The sequence below is a fragment of the Methylophilus sp. YYY-1 genome (assembly GCF_029132825.1).
GTDB classification, from domain to species: domain Bacteria; phylum Pseudomonadota; class Gammaproteobacteria; order Burkholderiales; family Methylophilaceae; genus Methylophilus; species Methylophilus glucosoxydans.
This window is the reverse complement of the sequence record NZ_WOVG01000001.1, coordinates 1,019,092-1,037,975: the sequence shown is the minus strand read 5'-3', so window position 1 is coordinate 1,037,975 and position 18,884 is coordinate 1,019,092. Positions and strand designations below refer to the sequence as shown.

Genomic DNA, 18,884 nt, shown 5'->3' with positions numbered 1-18,884 from the left:
ATCCATATGCTATTTTTTCGCAGACTGCGCAGCCAGTGGCGACATGAGCGGCTGTTGAATGCGCTACTGGTGAGTGGCCTGCTGCTGGCAGGTCAAGCACAGGCAGCCCTGGTGAACGACATGCAATCCGCCTTGCGTACTTGCCAAACCGAGTTTGCAGACGATGCTGGCCGGCGACTGGTGTGCTTTGATAAAGTGGCCGAGCAATTCGCGCCCAGCCATGTGGTGGCACCTATCTTGGCGCCCAGCCAGGAAGCACTGGTCAAAAGCGTGAGTGCTGACACCGGCTACCTGTCACGCAAGTGGCATTTGAATAGCCAGGATGAGTTGCATTTTACCGACCTTGAAACGCACCAGCTCAATTACATTGTCACCAGCTATTCGAGCAACCCTAACGAGGTCCCGGTTTCGCCGTCACGCCCCAACACGCAAAACCGTGACCTCGGACACAACGACCTGCATTTTCAGATCAGCCTGAAAACCCAGCTGATGAATATGTCAGACTGGCTGCCCAAAAATCAGTGGGTGCAAAGCGCGCGCTTATGGGGCGCTTATACCCAGCAATCGTTCTGGCAGGTCTATAACGAAGCACAGTCTCGGCCTATGCGCGATCATAACTATTCGCCTGAGCTGATTTTGTCGCTGGGGCTCAACAAGCCGGCAGAGGGAGGGCTGTGGACCGCCATGCCTAATATGCTCAATCTGGGCCTGATGCATGAGTCGAATGGCCGCTCACAACCGTTATCGCGCAGCTGGAACCGCTTCTACCTGCAAGGGGGTTGGCAATTGAATGAACAATATAGCCTGCTGGTCAGGCCATGGTGGCGCATCCCCGAGAACAAGTCAGACGATGACAACCCGGATATCAGCAAGTATATGGGCTATGGCGATGTGACCTTGCACTGGGACAATGAACCCCACACCCTGGCCGCCAGCGTGACCTTGCGTAATAACATGCGCAGTGACAACAAGGGCTATATACGCACCGATGTGCAATACAAGCCGTTTAAAAACGAGAGCGTGAAGTTTTATGCCATGCTGGCCAGTGGCTATGGCGTCTCGCTCCTGGACTACAACCAGGCACAAAACATGTTTGGCATCGGCTTTGCTATTGGCGAATAGCCAGTAGCTGAGGGCAGATTGCAAGCAGGGTTATTGAATAATGTTATTGATCACCAAAACCTTTCAGCGCTTTTTAGATTCGGAGCAGGCCAGCAGTGTTTTGCTGATGCTGGCTACCATACTGGCACTGCTGATCGCCAATAGTGTGTTTGCCAGCCACTATCATGCGTTCTGGCATCTGCACGGCTTGGGGCTCAGCCTGGAAGAGTGGGTGAATGATGGTTTGATGGCCGTGTTCTTCTTGCTAATTGGCTTGGAGCTCAAGCGCGAGTTATACGTAGGCGAACTTTCCAGCGTCAACAACGCGCTGTTACCGACGATTGCCGCCCTGGGCGGTATGATTGCCCCTGCCTTGATCTTTTGGCAGATGAATCATGGCACGGCTTACCAGTCCGGCGTTGGTATCCCGATGGCCACCGATATTGCATTTGCCCTGGGCGTGCTCTCCATTTTAGGCAACCGTGTGCCGGCACCTTTGAAAGTCTTTTTAGTGGCTTTTGCCGTCATTGACGATCTTGGCGCAGCCATCATGATCGCCGTGTTTTACACCGCCTCAATCTCGCTGCCGCACTTGCTGGCCGCGCTCACTGTGCTTGCCTTGCTGTTTGCGCTCAATCGCTTGCGCGTGCTGTCTATGCTGCCATACCTGCTCGGCGGGGCCTTTATGTGGTGGCTGACCCTGAAGTCAGGCGTGCATGCGACGCTGGCGGGGATCGCGCTGGCGTTTGCCATTCCCTTTCAGCAGCTGGCCGAAGACGAGGATTCGCTTTCGCAACGGCTGGAGCATGCCTTGCACTTGCCCGTTGCGTTCTTCATTCTGCCGGTTTTTGCCTTTGCCAATACCGGTGTTCATTTGGCAGCGGACAGTGTGCAATCGGTGTTTACGCATAGCAACAGCCTGGGCATTATGGCTGGGTTGATTGTGGGCAAGCCGGTGGGCATTATGCTGGCAGTGTGGCTTTCAGTGGTTTTCGGGCTGTGCAAGTTACATCCGCCTTTGCGCTGGGCGCACATTCTGGGCGCTGGCATGTTGGGTGGTATCGGTTTTACCATGTCCATTTTTATTACCAACCTGGCTTTTGCTGGCATGGACGAGGCAATCAATCTTTCAAAAATGGCGATTTTGACCGGTTCGCTGCTGTCTGGACTCCTTGGCTGGGGATGGCTGAAGTGGACGCTGGGTCGCAGCCCGCGCTGATTTTTGGCAGCAGGTGGTTCTCAGTAAAATCATGAGCTGTTTTTAAGCCAGCTACGCAAGTGCTTTCTTGCCCTGCAGCGTATAGTGATCCTTAACGAGATGCCCATTGCCTCTCTTAATCACTCAAGGAGATTTATTATGTGGACTAAACCAGCAGCGACTGAAATGCGTTTTGGCTTTGAAGTCACCATGTATGTCATGAACAAATAATTCTGACCAAGGTTTTATTGCAAAATACCCGGTGTTAACCGGGTGTTTTGTTTTGGGCCGACGTTTTGTTGTGGTCAGGCTAAAAAGCAACGCGCAATACAACCGCTATCGCGGCACTTAAATCTCTATGGATTTTGTGACGCTATCGCCTTCAGCCAGAAGGGTCAGTTTCGTCAAGTCCCAGTCAGGCTGTTCTGCTGCCAGGCGTCTACGGCCAAGACGGTAGGCCTCTTCTACGCTCAGCGCCAATACATTGGTTTCCCATACGCGCTCACTGGCATCGGGTGCGCCTTGCCAGGCGCTGATATAAAAAATGGCCATACTCACTCCTTGATTAACATGCCACAGACAACAGGCTGTCTGCATGCGGTTGAGACACATAGAACGTGTCAGTACGAATATCAGCAAAGTATCGCGCTGCCCGGCGAGACGCTCGTGCGATTTAACCTGTGACTTTCGCTGTGATGTCCCCTGGCCCATGCCTGCTGACCATCGTTATCGGGGCTCACAATTCTTACAGCAAACTCAGTCTTGCCGCGATAGTGAGGCGAACCCTCGCCCGCCACACTCTCCGCTTAAGGTCACTGCATGAACCATCACCGTTGAGAGGAGGCAGACATGATAGATGCCCGCGACATTAAACCCGATATGCCCGTCACCACCGCCCAGTCCGAGCATGTCGCTGTGGTTGATCATATGGTTAGCGACGACCTGATCAAACTTAAACAAGACACGTCTGGCGTGCATCACTTTATCCCGGTGAGCTGGGTGATTTCGACTGAGGGCGGTATCGTGAAAATTAACCGGACGCTGGCGCAAATGACCACAGACTGGGCCACCGAGGCATCATCCTGAGTTTGCCCTGCATCAAGGCTTAGGCGATGTGCACACGTGGACGGCGCTTGCCTGGATTTGCCCGTGAGCTCAATGTGTTGGACGTGAAACATCGCTAAACATCCGCTTCTAAGCCGCGCGCACAGCCAAAACAAAGACCTGCGGTAAGCAGGTCTTCGCTATCAGGGTGCGCCAGTGCAGGGTGTGACTTTCTGGCCTGGTTTAAGAATGCGCATCGGCCTCTGCCTGCGCGGCATCCCGCAATTTCTTCACCTCGTCATGATTGCGTTTTGCGCCTTCGAGCTGACGAACAACCACAGTACGGATATGGGTTGGCAAATCCATTTCAGCGGCTTCTTGGTAAGCCTTCAGCGCCACATCCTCGCCGCGTTCGGTTTCATTAAGCACCGACAGCGTATTGTTGCTGGTGAGGGCTGTTTTAAGATCTATCCAGTGTCTGTGCAGCGCGCCGCCCAAGCTGGTTGAGGCGGCGGGTTCGCCCCCTTGCGAGCGCACCAGCCCTTGCAACTCTTGTACGCTGGCCGCCACCTCTTGCGAGCGCCGCATGAAAAAAGCCTTGAGTTGGGGATGATCTACATTCTCAGCCGATGCGCGAAACCCTTCTTCGCCATCGCGGGATACCTCAATCAAATCGTTCAGGGTAGCAATGAAATCGTCTCTGTCTGTCATGTCTCAGTCTCCAAAAGCGGTTGTTGATGGTGAGAAGATCTGAGTATGCGATAGCACAGCCTGGTCCCCCATCGGATGAATGCGCAAGCTGGTGTAAGAATGGCTATCTATAGGCCCGCTTATCTGGGCAGATAGGCCCCTTTCTCCCACCTGGCCACGCCAAGGGGCTGCTTATGTTTCCGTCGGCCAACGTAAATTCTGACAGTCAGATCAGCCTGTTGCGGGTATGGATGCGGCTGTCCTGCTTGCATAATGGCGCATCGTTCTTTACAGGAGATGATGATGAATCCCATCCGTTTATTCGACTATGTGACACCGCGTAGTGAGCAGCCCAAGGTGCTCGCGATGCCCAAACCCGGTGTCACGCAGTTGCTGATATTTTATATATTGCCACTGTCCTTGATCCCTTGTATCACGATGTACTTGCGGCTGGATCATCAGGTGCCCAAATTGTTTTTTGACCAATTACCAGGTAACCGCTTGCTGATGGTGAGCGTCGAGTTGTTGTTTCTGCAATTGCTGCTGGTGCTGGTGATGGCATGGATTACACAGCATCTGGCGCAGATGGTGGGTGTGAAGCCTGGCTTCCGGGATGCGCTGTTGTTAATCACGCTGGCGACAACCCCGCTGTGGCTGACTTCGCTGTTTTACCTGGTCCCCAGCCTGAGCGTTAATGTGCTGGTGCATGGGGTGGCGGCGCTGATTGCCGTTGCGCTGGTCTACCGCGGTGTGCGCTATGTGTTTGGTATCCGTGAGCGCGGGGCACTGTTCTCACTCACCCTGGCCATTATCTGCACCGCCGGGCTGGGCTTTGGCGTGATTCTGATCGGCTCGTTGATTTCGTGGGAAACCATTGAACAACTCCAATTTGCCGTCAAAAAACCTTAGCCAGGCTGCCGGTGTTATTTGAATCCGTCTGGTCAGGGTTCTGCCGGGTCTGACGGCTCAATGTGGTTGGGGCTGGGATCAGGCCATGTGTCAGGGCATAGCGGATCAACGCCGCATTATTGGTCACCCCCATTTTGCGCAAGATTTTGGCGCGGAAGACACTGACAGAGCCCGGGGCGATGTCAAGCTCATCTGCCACGGCATTAACCGGTTGGCCTTTGATCAGTTTGAACAAGACCTGTAACTCCCGCAACGATAACTGCTCATGCCGCATGGGTTGTGACTCCGTCAACAGTTGGTGGTGGCGCGGCATCAGGCAGGATTTTCCGCGCGCAATGCTGCGGATGGCTGGTATCACCTGCGAACTTTGCGTGGTGTAAGGCAGATAGCCCTGACAGCCCAGACGGATGAAATGAATCATGCGGTCAGGCCGCTCACTGCCATTGATCACCAGAATCGGCAGCCCCGGTGCAGCATGTTTGAGATCGCACAAAACTTCAAGACCATTTTGGTTGGGGGCCGAAATGTCCAGAATAATCGCATCCAGCGGTTGCTGATGGATCAGGCGAATCGCTTCGCGCACCGTGGGCACTTCGTAAAGCAGCTGCAGGCGCAGATCATTTTGTAACAGGGTGTGTAATGCGTGATGGCTCAGGGCATGACCATAAACCAGTAATAATTTTTTCATGGCGGTCTCGTCTCGTTTATGTGTGATCAAAAACCGGCACGCGAATACCGGGGCTTAAAACGCCTTCTAGTTATTTTTTAATGTTTTTAATTTTTAATCGTGTGCGGCTACGGTCGCATGCACACCGCTGGTTGCTTCCCTATTCTCAGAGGCGTTCGAGTCGGTATGTCGGGCAGTTTTGTGGCTGCCTTTGACATTCCAGATCACATTGCCGACATCATCTGCCACCAGCAACTGCCCTTTTTTATCAACAATCACACCGACGGGACGCCCCCGTGCCTGCCCGTCTGCATTCAAAAACTCGGTCAGTACGTCAATGGGTTGCCCGGCGGGCTTGCCCGCTTCAAACGGCACAAAAATGACTTTATAGCCGTTGTAAGGCTGACGGTTCCAGGAGCCGTGCTGGCCGACAAACATGCCGTTTTGAAATTGCTCGGGCAGCTGATTGCCTTTGGCCGGGAATAGGCCCAGTGAAGCCGTGTGTGTGCCCAGTGCATAATCAGGAGGGATCGCTGTGGCAACCAGCTCAGGGCGGGGCGGTTGTACCCGCTCATCTACATGTTGGCCGTAGTAGCTGTAGGGCCAGCCATAAAAGCCATTCTGTTTGACCGAGGTCATGTAATCCGGCACCAGGTCACTGCCGAGTTCGTCTCGCTCATTGACCACGACCCACAAGTCGCCTGTATGCGGTTCCCAGACCATGCCATTCGGATTGCGCAAGCCGGAAGCATAGATGTGATGCTGGCCAGAGACTGCATCGACCTCCCAAATAGCCGCCCGCTCTTTTTCTTCATCCATGCCGTTTTCACCGACATTGCTGTTGGAGCCGACGCTAACATAGAGTTTGCTGCCATCTGGCGCGGGCAAAATATTCTTGGTCCAATGATGATTGCGTTCTGCGGGCAGGTCGGTGACTTTGGTAGGGGCGGCGGTGATTTCAGTCTGGCCTGGCTGGTAAGGGAATTTGATCAAGGCATCAGCGTTGGCCACATAAAAGGTGTCCCCGATCAGGGCCATGCCAAACGGCGAATGCAGGTCTTTGATAAAGACATGTCGTTCTTCTGCGACGCCATCGCTGTCATTGTCGCGCAGCAGCATGATGCGGTTCATGCTCTCAGCCCCTGCGCCGCCGTCTTTCATAAACAGGCTGGCAATCCAGCTTTTGAGACTGAACCCTTCATTGTTAGGCGGGTGATTGGTTTCTGCCACCAGAATATCGCCATTAGGCAACTCATACAGCCAGCGCGGGTGATGCAGGTCGCTGGCAAACGCGACTACATGGGTGCCTGGCGCAGAGGCTGGTTTTTCACCTTGCGGCCAGCCAACCGCTTTTGCCACATGGACGGTGGGAAGCCAGCTGGCATGATAGGAGGACAGGTCTGGTGCTGGCCCATAGCTGGCCGACTCAGGCAGTTGGGCCGGTGGCGAACAGGCACTCAGTCCCAGCAGGCAACCGCTGATCAGGGACAGTTGAAAACGGGGCGGACGGTCTGTGGCGGTATGCATCGTGTACTCCTCTCTATCATCTGTGTCTGGTCTTTGCCAGACTGGTTTTCATGGCATGGTCTGCCAGATGGCAGCTAGCGCCGGGTCGCCACAATCTGGTGAATGCCGGTGAGTCCCTGTTCAAACTGGATCAGGCTGGCGGTCAGATACAGTCGCCAGGCACGGTAACTGCGTTCGCCCAGGGTGCGGGTGATGTCCTGGTGTTGCGACGCCAGTCCACTCAGCCAGTGGCGCAGGGTCTGAACAAAATGCTGGCGCAGCCCCTCAATGTTAAACACCTCAAACTGGGCGGCATCCATACACTGCAGCAGCTGTGGAAAGGTGGCCAGCCCGCCTTGCGGGAACAACTGCTGATTTACCAGCGTATGGGCTGGGTCCTCAGGCTGCCAGGCTGCGCGCTCGTTGGTCATGCCATGGCTCAAAAACAAGCCGCCCGGTGTCAGCGCGGCATGGACTTTATTCAAGAACGCCGGCAAATGCGGTTCACCTACGTGTTCGGCGACCCCGATACACACGGCTTTGTCGTACTGGCCTTGTGCCGCCACAGCGCGATAGTCGCCAGGGATCAGTGTCACCAGATGGGTGAGTTGTTCGCTTTGGATCAGCTGGCTGGCATAGGCATATTGGGCAGGGTTCTGGATATAAGCATGCACAAAGACCCCGTAATGCTTGGCGGCCCAGCAGGCCAGTCCACCCCAGCCGCCACTAAGGTCGAGCAAATGGTCACCGTGTTGCAAACGCAGCTTCAGGCAAATCAGTTCCAGCTGGTTTTGTTGCGCCTGCCCGAGCTCACGCGTTTGGCCACAAAAATAGGCGCAGGAATGCAGCATACGTTCATCCAGCCAATGGCGATAAAACTCAGCCGGCACATCGTAGTTGAGTGGCAACAGACCAGACTTTGGTGCGGCGTCGTGGCTAGGTGGTAATGGTGCCAGCGCACGTAATGCACGCGCAAGTGTGGTGGCCAAGGGGATAGGCAGAGACTGGAAGTATTCCAGGCATTGCAGCGCAGCGTGAAAGTCGCCCACGACCTGGATGTGACCGTCTATATACGCAGTCATCCAGGGGACGGGTGTGGTCAACAAGTGAGGATCACGTACCAGTTCTGCAGACAGTGACAGCGTAAATGCCGGTGATTGCTCGCCCACATAAATCAACTGGTCATTCCATAAACGCAGGGCAAACGCATCTGTATAGTCTTCAAATAGCTGATTCAGCAGTAATTGGGCCTGGGTCAAGGCCTGTTGTTGTTCTTGTTGCTTGGTCTGATGCCAATGCCAAAACTGCTCCAGCGTCAGGGCATCCAGTGGGCGTGCCTCCAGAGGCAGCACATTAATAGGGCGGTTGTACATGGGTGACTCCTCACAGTTGTCCGTGTTTCCGTCAAAAAAATAAAGCCCCGCTTTGACTGCTGCGTTGCGTCAAATGAAGATGTCGATGAACTTTCGCGTCGCCGGCGCAGTAAAAAAAGCAGGTGGTTTGAATGTGTCTTCAGGCCTGAAGTGTAAGAAAAGCGCCCAAGAAGCCAATATAGGCAGATGACTGATTGTCATGTCAGACCTGTCTGACAGTGTAGGCGGGGTGTCTTTTGCGGGCGGAATGCCTCGTCCCGTCATGCTTGTCTCAAGACCGTGACACCCATGAATGTTGCCCGTTTCCCTGTCCGACAACTCCTACAATAAATTGCGCCGTTGTGACATGGGCACTGGTTTCGCTTTTCTCCATAATCGTTTACACATTCATTTTTCCAATCACCCTTACCATTGAGGAGACCATCATGAGATTAAAAACTGGCCTGGAAAATCGTCTAATGGCTACCTTGCCTCAAGCAAGCCCGAATGCAACATTGCGTGCTAAAACAAGTCTGGCCTTGCTGGTGTTAGTCACCGGCCTGGCTGCCTGCGACAAGCAAACCACGGCTTCCGGCGATCCCTCTGCTAAAACCGAGGCGGCTGCAAGCACTGAAACGATCAAGTTTGTCACCACCCAGGATGGCTCGCCATTGGAAATCAAGCCTGAATTGTTTGATACGCCAGCCGCCAAAGAATTTTTAGCGACAGGTAAGAACCCTTATGTCGGTAAAGAAGATGCGATTGCAGCAGGTAAAAAAATCTTCCAGCTGTATTCTTGCACCCAATGCCATGGCCCGGAAGCGGGTGGGCAAGTGGGCCCTGCGCTCACCGGCCCCAACTATAACTATGCCAAAGACGCCACCAATAAAGGCATGTTTGAAACCGTGTGGCATGGCACCAATGGCGGCATGGGGGCCAAAGGCAAAGGCTTGATGGACCCTTCAGACCCGAATAACGGCATCACCCCGGATGAGTTACTCAAAGTCATTGCCTGGATCCGTAGCCACGGCCAACTGACCGGCAATGAAGACGCCGCTTCGTGATAATCCTACAAATTTGAGGTCGCTAGGCTGACATACAGCCTGCCCTTGCATCCTTAGCATAGAAGCATGCCTGTCTGACCAGACAGGTTTTCTTCTTATTTGATAAGGATGCCCCTATGAACAATCCCCTTTCTTTTTTGATCGCAGCCCTGTTGGTGGCTAGCAGTGTGCCCAGCCTGGCTGCGGATCATGTCTCTCCCGATGCCACGCCTCCGGCGCAAAAACAAAAAAACCAGGTGCCGGATACCACCAAAAACGGTCACTATCTGGAGCCGCAGCAAGATAATAATAATCTGCCGCCCAACACCAAAGACACCGCCAGCCAGCCGCAAAATGCCCAGTCTTCCAAGCCTGGCAATATGGAAAAAAGCAAACGCTTTCAGCAGGATCCGAAACAGGGTGGCACCGACGTCAAGTAACGATCACGAGCTTAAGCCCCTTGCTGCATACTGAGTGGCGGTAGCAACAGACCCGTGCGGCCCCGAACCTATCTTCATCCATGGGTTACGCGGCATAAAAAAATGCCCCTGGCCATGGCTGGCACAGGGGCAACGGAGAGAAGATCGTAGCGTGGGGACTTACTGTGCGACCACAATATCGTCTTTCACAGCAGTCACACCTTTGACATTTTTAGCCAATTGCACTGCTTTATCTGCTTCGGCCTTAGTTTTAGCCACGCCAGATAATTGCACCAGGCCATTGCTGTCGGTTTCAACTTTGATATCGGTGGCACTCACGGCTTTGTCCTTGGCCAAGGCCGCCTTTACTTTGGCCGTGATCACGGTGTCTTCTACCTTGGTACCAATGGAGTCGCCATCCGCGGCAAAACTTGCCATCGGCAACAATAAAGCACTTACCAGCAAAATGGATTTCAATGTCGTTTTCATGTGCAGTCCTTTCAAAATCATCGAGCTCTCATTATTCAAAAAATGCGCAGGGCCAGCCATACACCGGATTCTGATCCTGCCGTAGGAGTTGACTGACGAAGTTTGTAAGTACGATAAGATAGCGCTTTAGCGCTTCACTCACCGTTGAAATCTTTTTTACCATGACTACCACTTTTCCGTTGCTACATCATCAAGTCTTGAACGCGTCCACTGAACCCAGTGGCACGCCTTTGTTATTGCTCCATGGTCTGTTTGGCTCCGCCGACAATTGGGGCAGTATTGCCAGGTATTTCGCCCAGAAGCGCTCGGTGATCAGTGTCGATTTGCGTAACCATGGCCGCTCACCGCACCATGAGTCGCAAACCTATTCCGAAATGGCGGCGGATGTGCTGGCCGTGTGTGAGCATTTGAAGCTGACGCAAGTGCATGTATTAGGCCATTCGCTGGGCGGCAAGGTGGCCATGCAGTTTGCCATGCAATGGCCGCAACGCGTGAGCAAGCTGATGGTGGTGGATATGGCCATGCGCGCTTATGCCGATGTGCACACGCCGCTCATAGACCCCATGCTGGCGGTAGACTTGCACCAGTGTGCGTCCCGCGGTGACGTGGATAAAGCGCTCGCTCCTGCTATCCCCAACCTGATGGTGCGCCAGTTCTTGCTCACCAATCTGCATAAGGTGGATGGTCGCTTGCAGTGGCGGCTCAATCTCGCGGCCCTCAAAGCCAATTATGGGCAACTGCAGTCAGCACTTTTGCCGCCAGTGGCCACTGGCCTGACGATGCCTAGTCTGTTTATTCGCGGGGAGCGGAGTGATTATGTCAATGCGCAAGACATGCACACAATTAGCCAGCACTTTACTCAAGCCAGCTTTGTCAGCCTGCCCACCGATCATTGGGTGCATGCAGAACAGCCGCAATTATTTATGCAAACAGTAGAAGCGTTTCTGGCGGAATAATGCTTTAGTCTCTACTGGTGAAAATCATGAGTCTGATTCAGGTAAAACTGCGCTCAACAATTTTCAAGCAGGCGCTCATACTAGCCACACGTTTGAGTGTTAACTTTTTAGGAGATCTACCATGTGGACTAAACCAGCAGCGACTGAAATGCGTTTTGGCTTTGAAGTGACTATGTACGTAATGAACAAATAATTTTAGCTGAGGCTAAAATGACAAAAGCCCGACTCGCTGTCGGGCTTTTTGTTTGGGGCACAGGCATTAGAAATGCATGGTCAGTGTGACTTCTGCGCGGCGCGGCGCGCCAGGACCATTGAGGTTATTGTTGGTACCGTGGCCAGAAGCATAGTAACGCTTATCGGACAGGTTTTTCAGATTGAACGCGAGGTCGTAACGTGGGTGATGATAAATGGCTGCTGCATCTGCCGTCATATAACTACCGAGGGCCACCAGATTGTCATTAGACGCATATCGATTCCCCACATAATTCAAGCCACCGCCCACACTCCAGCCTTCATTGAGTTGATGCATTACCCATAAGTTGGCGCTGTTTTTTGGGGTGAGGGCTGCCCGTTTGCCTTGCAAGGCCACACCGTTTTGTATCGCTACTGAGTCAGTGATGCGCGCATCCAAATAGGCGTAGCCAGCAAACACTTGCCAGCGTGGCGCAATTTCACCCGTCATGGTCAACTCCAGCCCTTCTGTTAATTGTGTCCCCACGCCTATCAAAGCATTGTTGACTGGATTAGTCCCTTTGATGTTTTCGCGCTCAAGATGAAACAGGGCGGCGGTGGTAGACAATTTGCCATTGAAAAAATCGGTTTTGCTGCCGATTTCAATATTATTTGTCTCTTCCGGGGCTAGCTGGCTTTGCTGCTGCGAGAAGCTCAAGGTTTCGCCAGAGGGCTGGAAAGAGCGACTCAATGAAATATAGTAAGACTGCCAATCCGTGGGTTGGTAGACCAGGCCAGCACGCGGGCTCCAGGTATGATCTGTGCGCTCGGGGCTCACCGTAGACAAGCGGTCTTCAACCTTTTGCGCGAAGCGGTCATGGCGGCTGCCGACCAGGGCTTTCCAATGCTCGGAAAGCGTAATCATGTCCTGCACATAGACGCCAGTCACTTGCAGGATGGTCTGGTTACTGAGGTTGGGATTGCTGCCGCGCACGCCAAACTGTGACAGGCTGGGTAATACCGGATCAAACAGGGAGACGGTCACCGTCGGATTGCTCCAGGCCCAGCGTTTCATGGTTTTGCGTTGCTCGCCCACCTCCAGGCCGTAGAGTAATTGATGCTGCATGCCAGCCCATTCGGCTTTTTGCAGTACTTCAAACTGGTTGAACCAGCCATCATCCTGGCGCCATAGCTGGTTATGTGTCAGGGTCGCTGTGCGCAAATTATCATTCACCCCTGAAACCAGTGTGTTGTTGCGATCCATTTCGTAATGATAGGCACCCACCATATTGCGCACGGACCATTGGTCGTTAATCTGGTGTTTCAACACCGCGCGGCCAGACAACACATCTGAGTCGGTGTAATCATCATCGCGGGCATTGCGTGAGCCATAGTAGGTGTCTGGATCAATGTTGAGTGGCTTGCCCCGATAAGCCGGGATCCCGAAGTCGGTCACTCGGCGGTCATGCAGTTTTTCTACCTGCAACAACAAGCTGGTATCTTCTCCCAGTTGCAAGTGCAACGAAGGGGCAAGGTTTTGCCGTTCCAGAAAGCCCTGGCTTCTAAAACTGCCAGAATCCTCAACGGCGCCGTTGATCCTGAAGGCCGCTGAATCCCCCAGTTTGTCACCGACATCAAACTCACCGCGGCGCTGTTTGTAAGAGCCGCCGTTGAGTTTAATGGTGCGGATGGTCTCGCCAGGTTTTTTGGTGATACGGTTAATCAAGCCGCCAGAAGAGCCACGTCCATACAATACCGCGGCTGGCCCCTTGAGCACTTCCACGCGCTCAATGTTAGAGAGGTCGCGGTAATACAGCGCGTCATCACGCATGCCATCAATATACATGTCACCCATCGCATCAAAACCACGAATCACAAACTGATCACGCTGGCCGTCCCCCAGGTTCAGCGAGACGCCAGGCACGTTCTTCAATACATCCTGTAACGAGTGCGCGCCCTGGTCCTGAATGATTTGCGCAGGGACCACATCCACCGTTTGCGGAATATCCCGCAGTGGCGCAGCAATCTTGGTTGCCGTGCTATTCACCAGCGGCTGGTAGTCAGTTCGGCTGGTTTTCTTTTCCTTGACCGAGACCTCTGGCAAAGTGTCAGACTCGGTATCATTTTTTGCAGCGTCGGCTGCTTGCGCGTATGTCGCCTGGGTTGCACTGGCCAAAAGCAAAGCCAGCGCAATCGGCCGTAACGTCGATGAGTGGTAATACATGAAAACTCCCATTGGATAAAAAGCTCTGCTAGGCAGAGAGGCGTGCGGTTGAGTCTAGGCTCAACTTCTGTTAATGTTAATGATAACGATTTTCATTAATAATTTGAAGGATGCAGCAAAGAATTTGCTTCTGTTAACATCAGGCTGGTGAAAATCATGAGCCGAATTCGCGTAAAACTGCGCTCAACAATTTTCAAGCAGGCGCTCATACTAGTCACACGTTTGAGTGTTAACTTTTTAGGAGATCTACCATGTGGACTAAACCAGCAGCGACTGAAATGCGTTTTGGCTTTGAAGTGACTATGTACGTAATGAACAAATAATTTTAGCTGAGGCTAAAATGACAAAAGCCCGACTTGATGTCGGGCTTTTTTGTATTCTAATTTGATAACTTATGTTAATTTTGTATGGCTGATTTGCCTGAAACATTAGAGAGTGACAGTTGGGTAACTTTACATTTATCATCTGATGATATATAAATGCAAGACGATCATACATTAAATACATTGCTGGAAATGCATGACACCCTCTATGTCTTAGAAGGGGGATACTGGCTCAAGTTTGAAGTATGGCAAGTGCGTGTATCTGATGCCATTCCCCACGGCATCCGCTATTCACTCACATTGCATGATAAGCACGGAAAGCGGCTCATGGGTTATGACAATAGTCATGCCGTCAAACCGCCCAAAAAATTTAAATATGCGGGGCAACGCCTGCCTTATGACCATCAGCACAGACACGCCACTGATCAAGGTGTGCCTTATGCATTCAAAGATGCCGGGCAATTGCTCACTGATTTTTTTGCGGAAGTTGAGCGCCTGTTAAAGGAACTGAAATGAATCATCGAATCACCATTGGTATCATGCCTGAAGTACAGTTTCGTGAGCGCATGCTGGCGATAGCGCGTGGTGAATACCAGCCCGCCGCAGATGAACCCAAAATCTGGTTTTCATCCATGAAGTCGCTGGCTGAAGTATTGAGTGACGAGAACCGTGCATTATTGAGAGTCATCCAAGAGTCACAGCCTGCATCCATTACCGAGCTCGCCATCATTACGGGCCGAAAACAAAGTAATTTATCGCGCACTTTAAAAACCATGTCCCGTTATGGACTGGTGGAAATGTTACGCGAAAACCGTCAGGTAAAACCTGTTGTAAAAGCAACAGAATTTCAAATATTAGCTGCCTGAAATTTTACCCTGCGCTGGTGAAAATCATGAGCCAGGTTCAAGTAAAACAGCCCTGAACAAACATCAAAACGCAGCGCATACTGTGCACACGTTGTACAGATTACCCCCCCCAACAAACTCAGGAGAAACACCATGTGGACTAAACCAGCAGCTACCGAAATGCGTTTTGGCTTTGAAGTAACCATGTACGTCATGAACAAATAATTTTAGCTGAGGCTAAAATGACAAAAACCCGACCAAGTGTCGGGTTTTTTGTTTTGAGGAGGCTGTAACTCTGGAGGTTAAATGTAGATTTAGAAGAGCTGACCACATTGGTTTTACTGTAAGACATGAGAGTTCTCCATCATGATTTTAAGATCGATAACAGAGTTCACCACCAGGTGGTAAGCCAAAGCAGTAGCCCCTCAAACAGAGAGAGCACGATTGATTGTACGTTAAACTAGTTGTATTCTTTGGTGATAAAAATCGTTAGATCACTTAGTGATTTGATAACAAATTTAATAATAAGGATAACAATAATGTCTGGCCTCATCTCCCAATTTAACTATTTTATCGTTGTACTGGCAGCCTCTATACTGACCAGTTGTGCATCTGTAGATCAAATGCATCAACAATTATCGCAATCCAAAGCACCTCAAGCTTCAAGCATTAATGATATGGCCTATACGCCGTTGAAAACGGGTGTAGAGCAATCTATTTTGTTTGGTGACAAAACACCGACATTCCAGTTTCCACATGGCAAAGGCTACTATGCTGCTTTTGAATTAACAGAAACAGGTCAGCCCAGGCTGGTCACAGTTAAAACTTACCTAAGCGCCAGTTATTTGCCGTCAGCTTCAATTCTGGTACCAAATTTATTGGTTTTGGATAAAGATAAACAACAGATAGGGAAGATCGAAAACTACCGTATTGAAAGTGATTCGAATTTCTTTACGGGCATGACTTACTACGCTGACCTGCCATTGCAAGCAAACGCAGCCTATCTGGTCGTGTACGCGGCACCAACACATTCCGAGAATATCTATGTGTACTCTGAGAATGGTACTGAATATGTATTGCCATTAGCGCCCGCAGGAAAGCTCCACATCACAGCAGGTCAGTTACTACCATTAGAAACCGACTTTTCTAAAGTCACGATTAAAGACTCATATCAAGCCTATGATGCAGAAAAGTCTGACTTTTTTTATGTGGAAAGCATCGATGGGAAATATGTCAAAAACAGTTTGCAGCGTTCTGTTGAATTAAATCGCGGAAAAGGCTTTCGCCTCAACCCATATTTAATTGACAGACAAGTGCCAGCAAACAAACCGGTGAAGTTAACTCTGGCGGCAAAAACACAATATGGTGCACCCATTCAGGAGCTATTTGGCAAGGTGTATCAGGTGAAGGGAGAAATCACATTCACGCCTGAAAAGGGTAAAAAATATATTGTAAAAGGTGAGTTGGGTGCAGGCGCATCATCAGTATGGTTAGAAGATGAAGAAACTCATCAAGTGATTGATAAAAAAATACAAGGGAATGGCAAATAGGATTTGACCTGCCCAAACAAGGCCTGCTCGATTATTTAGGTGCTCAAGTACATATGGGCCGAGTGGGTGACCCAGATGAAGTGACGAAAGCCGTGGCATTTTTATTATCACCAGATGCCAGTTTCATTAATGGCATTGAGTTCTTTGTGGATGGTAGCCAGGCGCAGATTTAAGTTTGACCAGAAGTAAAGGCCCTCTGTTTAGAGGGCCTTTCACCGTCTAAATATGTTTAATCACAGCCCCTGTCTATCATGGTATTCGGCACGAATAAATGTAAATCCTGTCTTTTGAGCATTAATGTAGCCAATCCCTGGATAAGGCAAGTGTGGTGCAGCAATCATGGCGCTACTTTTAGCTAGCTGCGCGAATTGAGCCTGCCGCTGTTTTGCGGCACTGGCTTGGTCAACATCGTAAGTAATGGTGATGTCAGGATGAGGGAACTGTACTGCTTCCACATGCACGGAGTCGCCAATAAACGTGATGGACTGGCCCTGGCTTTCCAGCCGGTAGTAGTAATGCCCTGGCGTATGGCCGGGTGTCGGGTAAGCAGTAAAATCAGCAAGGATCTTTTGTTCGCCTCCAAGCGGTTTTACGTGGTCCAGAGCTACATAAGGCTGCATCGCAGTCTGCGCCTGCTGAAAATAGGCTTTGTCATAGCCATTCACCCCGTTTTTATTTTTAGCATCCAGAAAAAAGGCTATATCGGCTTTACCCACATAGATATTCGCATTGGGGAAAACCGCTTTGCCCTCATGCACCAGGCCGCCTGTATGATCGGTATGGATATGGGTAATCAATATGTCTGAAATATCTTCCGGCTTCACGCCTAGCTTGTTTAAACGCTCACTAAACTTGCCACCAAAACCCTTGCCAAAAAAATCGCCCGCACCCGTATCCACCAGGATTAATTTCTTGCCTGTGTTGATTAAAAACACATTGATGGATGCCTCAACAGGGTTATGTAAATGCACCTGGCTCAACAAACCATCGACCGTTTTTTGGGATGCGCCTTTTAGCAATACATGTAAGTCTTGCGGCACCGTACCATCTGAAATCACCGTGATTTCATACGTGCCTAATTTGAAAGTGTAGTAACCAGTTTCAGCCTGGTAGTTAACCACTGAACTCGAGGGCAATTCAGCCCCGGCAACAGATGTGTTGGCATAAGCCAGGCACTGTAACAACAAGCCAATGGCTAACACCGTCTTCTTGAATGCCACTCTTTTTCTGCCTTGCACATTGCTCATCCATATTCTCCGGTTCATTTAAATTGCCATCAGAATACGTATAATTAATGATTATTTAAAATTGAATATTTGTATTGGATGTATAAATATTATGGATATAAAAAGAGCAGACCTGCCTTTATTGATTTCGCTGGATATCCTGCTGGAAGAAAAAAACGTCACCAAGGCGGCGCAGAGACTGAATATCAGCCAGCCAGCACTCTCTACGCAATTAGCCAGGCTGCGGGTGCTGTTTGAGGATCCATTGCTTGTTCCGGCTGAAGTAGGGCGCGGTATGGTGCTGACTGAGCGGGCTCTAAACCTTCAGCATAAATTACGGGCATCCATTAACGAGCTTAAGTTTGCCGTCAATTTCAAATCCAGTTTTGATCCGCTCACCTCCCGCCGCAAATTCACCATTGCAACTAACGATAGCGTGTTCACGATTCTCGGCCTGCCAGTCCTAAAAAAGGTACTTTCCTTTAATAACCCAGGGCTGCAAATTTCATTCGTGTCAGTGTTTGGCGTCAATGTGAAAGAAGACCTGGAGAAAGGCCATATTGATCTCTATATTGGCGATATCAACAAAATGCCAGACAGCCTCAAAGTCAGGTATTTAATGAAAGACAGCTTTATCATGGCGCAGAAAAAAGGGCATGCGAGAGGCACAAAAAAACCGACACTCAATGAATATTGCCAACTCTCGCATGTGATCGTCTCTGCAAAGGGTGACCTATCCAGCTCAATTGATCACTTGTTATCCGAGCAGTCACAAACCCGGAACATCGTGGCGTCTGTGCCCAGTTACAACCAGATTGCTTTGGTCCTTACCAATAGCGATTGTGTTGCCACCTTACCTAAGCAGCTACTTGAGAAGTATCAAGATGCATTGGATTTGATCGAGCTGTCATTTGCAATCCCGCCTTTCGAGCTAGGCATGGCGTGGCATGTGAAGTCTCAGGATGATGAAGCGATGATTTGGTTGAGGCAGCAGTTTGTGAATGCGTAATTGTGATATTGACTCACCTGCAATCAGAGCAGTCTAAAAAGGGTTTGCGTGGACTATTTGCTAATAAATTTTCCAATTAGAAATAAGTCATTCGCATAGCCGATTCCCACGGACTTTTTAGGCTGTTGATTGCCCTCTTAACTGGCTGTATTCTTACGCTAA

The 18,884-nt window shown here is 50.8% G+C and carries 24 protein-coding genes; 16 read left to right on the top strand and 8 right to left on the bottom strand.

The features are described from left to right. Nucleotides 1-6: 6 nt before the first annotated feature. The 3 genes from GOC95_RS04950 (at nucleotide 7) to pqqA (GOC95_RS04940) (ending at nucleotide 2,530) form a co-directional block, all read left to right on the top strand. On the top strand, nucleotides 7-1,122 hold the full coding sequence (locus tag GOC95_RS04950) for a phospholipase A (protein ID WP_275356124.1): 1,116 nt from the start codon (nucleotides 7-9) through the stop codon (nucleotides 1,120-1,122). 40 nt (nucleotides 1,123-1,162) lie between these two features. After that, nucleotides 1,163-2,320, top strand: coding sequence for a Na+/H+ antiporter NhaA (gene nhaA, locus GOC95_RS04945; protein WP_275356123.1), 1,158 nt, complete (start codon nucleotides 1,163-1,165; stop codon nucleotides 2,318-2,320). Nucleotides 2,321-2,458: 138 nt separating this feature from the next. Beyond that, nucleotides 2,459-2,530: a pyrroloquinoline quinone precursor peptide PqqA gene (gene pqqA, locus GOC95_RS04940; RefSeq protein ID WP_081624291.1), complete on the top strand. Its 72-nt coding sequence runs from the start codon at nucleotides 2,459-2,461 to the stop codon at nucleotides 2,528-2,530. Between the two features lie 117 nt (nucleotides 2,531-2,647). Here the strand turns inward: pqqA (GOC95_RS04940) and GOC95_RS04935 are convergent, their stop codons facing one another. Further along, the gene (locus tag GOC95_RS04935) at nucleotides 2,648-2,851 is read right to left on the bottom strand and encodes a hypothetical protein (protein ID WP_275356122.1); all 204 of its coding nucleotides are present in this window, start codon (nucleotides 2,849-2,851) and stop codon (nucleotides 2,648-2,650) included. Between the two features lie 297 nt (nucleotides 2,852-3,148). Here GOC95_RS04935 and GOC95_RS04930 point away from each other — a divergent pair, with 297 nt between their 5' ends. Continuing rightward, complete coding sequence (locus GOC95_RS04930; RefSeq protein WP_275356121.1) at nucleotides 3,149-3,385, top strand: DUF2171 domain-containing protein; 237 nt, start codon at nucleotides 3,149-3,151, stop codon at nucleotides 3,383-3,385. 201 nt (nucleotides 3,386-3,586) lie between these two features. Here GOC95_RS04930 and GOC95_RS04925 read toward each other — a convergent pair whose 3' ends face one another. Continuing rightward, nucleotides 3,587-4,054: a PA2169 family four-helix-bundle protein gene (locus GOC95_RS04925; protein ID WP_194748504.1), complete on the bottom strand. Its 468-nt coding sequence runs from the start codon at nucleotides 4,052-4,054 to the stop codon at nucleotides 3,587-3,589. A 282-nt stretch (nucleotides 4,055-4,336) separates the two neighbouring features. Here GOC95_RS04925 and GOC95_RS04920 point away from each other — a divergent pair, with 282 nt between their 5' ends. Beyond that, nucleotides 4,337-4,942: a Yip1 family protein gene (locus GOC95_RS04920; protein ID WP_275356120.1), complete on the top strand. Its 606-nt coding sequence runs from the start codon at nucleotides 4,337-4,339 to the stop codon at nucleotides 4,940-4,942. Here GOC95_RS04920 and GOC95_RS04915 read toward each other — a convergent pair. The 3 genes from GOC95_RS04915 to GOC95_RS04905 all read right to left on the bottom strand — a co-directional run bounded on the left by GOC95_RS04915 (nucleotide 4,929) and on the right by GOC95_RS04905 (nucleotide 8,488). Then, nucleotides 4,929-5,630 (bottom strand): response regulator transcription factor, encoded by a 702-nt coding sequence (locus GOC95_RS04915; protein WP_275356119.1) that lies wholly within the window; start codon nucleotides 5,628-5,630, stop codon nucleotides 4,929-4,931. The two genes, GOC95_RS04920 and GOC95_RS04915, sit on opposite strands and share 14 nt — an antisense overlap. A 93-nt stretch (nucleotides 5,631-5,723) precedes the next feature. Continuing rightward, a complete protein-coding gene (locus tag GOC95_RS04910; RefSeq protein ID WP_275356118.1) occupies nucleotides 5,724-7,136 on the bottom strand; it encodes a sorbosone dehydrogenase family protein in 1,413 nt (470 codons plus the stop codon). A gap of 74 nt (nucleotides 7,137-7,210) precedes the next feature. After that, nucleotides 7,211-8,488, bottom strand: coding sequence for a cyclopropane-fatty-acyl-phospholipid synthase family protein (locus GOC95_RS04905; RefSeq protein WP_275356117.1), 1,278 nt, complete (start codon nucleotides 8,486-8,488; stop codon nucleotides 7,211-7,213). A 458-nt stretch (nucleotides 8,489-8,946) separates the two neighbouring features. Between GOC95_RS04905 and GOC95_RS04900 the strand changes: the two genes are divergently transcribed. Continuing rightward, complete coding sequence (locus GOC95_RS04900) at nucleotides 8,947-9,531, top strand: cytochrome c (RefSeq protein ID WP_194749081.1); 585 nt, start codon at nucleotides 8,947-8,949, stop codon at nucleotides 9,529-9,531. Between the two features lie 116 nt (nucleotides 9,532-9,647). Then, nucleotides 9,648-9,950 carry a hypothetical protein gene (locus GOC95_RS04895; RefSeq protein ID WP_275356116.1) on the top strand — a complete coding sequence of 101 codons (303 nt, stop codon included), beginning with the start codon at nucleotides 9,648-9,650 and terminating at the stop codon, nucleotides 9,948-9,950. A 159-nt stretch (nucleotides 9,951-10,109) separates the two neighbouring features. On the opposite strand, the gene GOC95_RS04890 is transcribed toward GOC95_RS04895, so the two are convergent. Continuing rightward, entirely contained in the window at nucleotides 10,110-10,418 is a 309-nt protein-coding gene (locus tag GOC95_RS04890) for a BON domain-containing protein (protein WP_194748498.1), read from the bottom strand. 161 nt (nucleotides 10,419-10,579) lie between these two features. On the opposite strand from GOC95_RS04890, the gene GOC95_RS04885 reads away from it, so the two are divergent. Together GOC95_RS04885 and pqqA (GOC95_RS04880) are read left to right on the top strand one after the other, a co-directional pair. Then, nucleotides 10,580-11,374 carry an alpha/beta fold hydrolase gene (locus GOC95_RS04885; protein WP_275356115.1) on the top strand — a complete coding sequence of 265 codons (795 nt, stop codon included), beginning with the start codon at nucleotides 10,580-10,582 and terminating at the stop codon, nucleotides 11,372-11,374. Between the two features lie 121 nt (nucleotides 11,375-11,495). Further along, nucleotides 11,496-11,567 (top strand): pyrroloquinoline quinone precursor peptide PqqA, encoded by a 72-nt coding sequence (gene pqqA / locus GOC95_RS04880; protein WP_081624291.1) that lies wholly within the window; start codon nucleotides 11,496-11,498, stop codon nucleotides 11,565-11,567. A 66-nt stretch (nucleotides 11,568-11,633) separates the two neighbouring features. Here pqqA (GOC95_RS04880) and GOC95_RS04875 read toward each other — a convergent pair whose 3' ends face one another. Next, a complete protein-coding gene (locus tag GOC95_RS04875; protein WP_275356114.1) occupies nucleotides 11,634-13,769 on the bottom strand; it encodes a TonB-dependent siderophore receptor in 2,136 nt (711 codons plus the stop codon). A gap of 251 nt (nucleotides 13,770-14,020) precedes the next feature. Here GOC95_RS04875 and pqqA (GOC95_RS04870) point away from each other — a divergent pair, with 251 nt between their 5' ends. The 6 genes from pqqA (GOC95_RS04870) to GOC95_RS04845 all read left to right on the top strand — a co-directional run bounded on the left by pqqA (GOC95_RS04870) (nucleotide 14,021) and on the right by GOC95_RS04845 (nucleotide 16,660). After that, nucleotides 14,021-14,092 carry a pyrroloquinoline quinone precursor peptide PqqA gene (pqqA, locus tag GOC95_RS04870; RefSeq protein ID WP_081624291.1) on the top strand — a complete coding sequence of 24 codons (72 nt, stop codon included), beginning with the start codon at nucleotides 14,021-14,023 and terminating at the stop codon, nucleotides 14,090-14,092. 156 nt (nucleotides 14,093-14,248) lie between these two features. Then, the gene (locus GOC95_RS04865; protein WP_275356113.1) at nucleotides 14,249-14,608 is read left to right on the top strand and encodes a DUF6516 family protein; all 360 of its coding nucleotides are present in this window, start codon (nucleotides 14,249-14,251) and stop codon (nucleotides 14,606-14,608) included. After that, nucleotides 14,605-14,958, top strand: coding sequence for a MarR family transcriptional regulator (locus GOC95_RS04860; RefSeq protein WP_275356112.1), 354 nt, complete (start codon nucleotides 14,605-14,607; stop codon nucleotides 14,956-14,958). Before GOC95_RS04865 ends, GOC95_RS04860 begins: the two co-directional genes overlap by 4 nt. 132 nt (nucleotides 14,959-15,090) lie before the next feature. Then, nucleotides 15,091-15,162 carry a pyrroloquinoline quinone precursor peptide PqqA gene (gene pqqA, locus GOC95_RS04855; protein WP_081624291.1) on the top strand — a complete coding sequence of 24 codons (72 nt, stop codon included), beginning with the start codon at nucleotides 15,091-15,093 and terminating at the stop codon, nucleotides 15,160-15,162. Between the two features lie 314 nt (nucleotides 15,163-15,476). After that, complete coding sequence (locus GOC95_RS04850) at nucleotides 15,477-16,487, top strand: MalM family protein (RefSeq protein WP_275356111.1); 1,011 nt, start codon at nucleotides 15,477-15,479, stop codon at nucleotides 16,485-16,487. Next, entirely contained in the window at nucleotides 16,484-16,660 is a 177-nt protein-coding gene (locus GOC95_RS04845; protein ID WP_343223965.1) for an SDR family oxidoreductase, read from the top strand. Before GOC95_RS04850 ends, GOC95_RS04845 begins: the two co-directional genes overlap by 4 nt. Before the next feature lie 60 nt (nucleotides 16,661-16,720). Here the strand turns inward: GOC95_RS04845 and GOC95_RS04840 are convergent, their stop codons facing one another. Continuing rightward, complete coding sequence (locus GOC95_RS04840) at nucleotides 16,721-17,734, bottom strand: MBL fold metallo-hydrolase (protein ID WP_275356110.1); 1,014 nt, start codon at nucleotides 17,732-17,734, stop codon at nucleotides 16,721-16,723. A 91-nt stretch (nucleotides 17,735-17,825) separates the two neighbouring features. On the opposite strand from GOC95_RS04840, the gene GOC95_RS04835 reads away from it, so the two are divergent. Beyond that, nucleotides 17,826-18,722 (top strand): LysR family transcriptional regulator, encoded by an 897-nt coding sequence (locus tag GOC95_RS04835; RefSeq protein ID WP_275356109.1) that lies wholly within the window; start codon nucleotides 17,826-17,828, stop codon nucleotides 18,720-18,722. Nucleotides 18,723-18,884 lie beyond the last annotated feature (162 nt).

Coding starts and splice junctions, on each gene's coding strand:
- GOC95_RS04950 (WP_275356124.1), top strand. CDS start 7: ATGCTATTTTTTCGCAGACTGCGCAGCCAGTGGCGACATGAGCGGCTG.
- nhaA (WP_275356123.1), top strand. CDS start 1,163: ATGTTATTGATCACCAAAACCTTTCAGCGCTTTTTAGATTCGGAGCAG.
- GOC95_RS04935 (WP_275356122.1), bottom strand. CDS start 2,851: ATGGCCATTTTTTATATCAGCGCCTGGCAAGGCGCACCCGATGCCAGT.
- GOC95_RS04930 (WP_275356121.1), top strand. CDS start 3,149: ATGATAGATGCCCGCGACATTAAACCCGATATGCCCGTCACCACCGCC.
- GOC95_RS04925 (WP_194748504.1), bottom strand. CDS start 4,054: ATGACAGACAGAGACGATTTCATTGCTACCCTGAACGATTTGATTGAG.
- GOC95_RS04920 (WP_275356120.1), top strand. CDS start 4,337: ATGAATCCCATCCGTTTATTCGACTATGTGACACCGCGTAGTGAGCAG.
- GOC95_RS04915 (WP_275356119.1), bottom strand. CDS start 5,630: ATGAAAAAATTATTACTGGTTTATGGTCATGCCCTGAGCCATCACGCA.
- GOC95_RS04910 (WP_275356118.1), bottom strand. CDS start 7,136: ATGCATACCGCCACAGACCGTCCGCCCCGTTTTCAACTGTCCCTGATC.
- GOC95_RS04905 (WP_275356117.1), bottom strand. CDS start 8,488: ATGTACAACCGCCCTATTAATGTGCTGCCTCTGGAGGCACGCCCACTG.
- GOC95_RS04900 (WP_194749081.1), top strand. CDS start 8,947: ATGGCTACCTTGCCTCAAGCAAGCCCGAATGCAACATTGCGTGCTAAA.
- GOC95_RS04895 (WP_275356116.1), top strand. CDS start 9,648: ATGAACAATCCCCTTTCTTTTTTGATCGCAGCCCTGTTGGTGGCTAGC.
- GOC95_RS04890 (WP_194748498.1), bottom strand. CDS start 10,418: ATGAAAACGACATTGAAATCCATTTTGCTGGTAAGTGCTTTATTGTTG.
- GOC95_RS04885 (WP_275356115.1), top strand. CDS start 10,580: ATGACTACCACTTTTCCGTTGCTACATCATCAAGTCTTGAACGCGTCC.
- GOC95_RS04875 (WP_275356114.1), bottom strand. CDS start 13,769: ATGTATTACCACTCATCGACGTTACGGCCGATTGCGCTGGCTTTGCTT.
- GOC95_RS04865 (WP_275356113.1), top strand. CDS start 14,249: ATGCAAGACGATCATACATTAAATACATTGCTGGAAATGCATGACACC.
- GOC95_RS04860 (WP_275356112.1), top strand. CDS start 14,605: ATGAATCATCGAATCACCATTGGTATCATGCCTGAAGTACAGTTTCGT.
- GOC95_RS04850 (WP_275356111.1), top strand. CDS start 15,477: ATGTCTGGCCTCATCTCCCAATTTAACTATTTTATCGTTGTACTGGCA.
- GOC95_RS04840 (WP_275356110.1), bottom strand. CDS start 17,734: ATGAGCAATGTGCAAGGCAGAAAAAGAGTGGCATTCAAGAAGACGGTG.
- GOC95_RS04835 (WP_275356109.1), top strand. CDS start 17,826: ATGGATATAAAAAGAGCAGACCTGCCTTTATTGATTTCGCTGGATATC.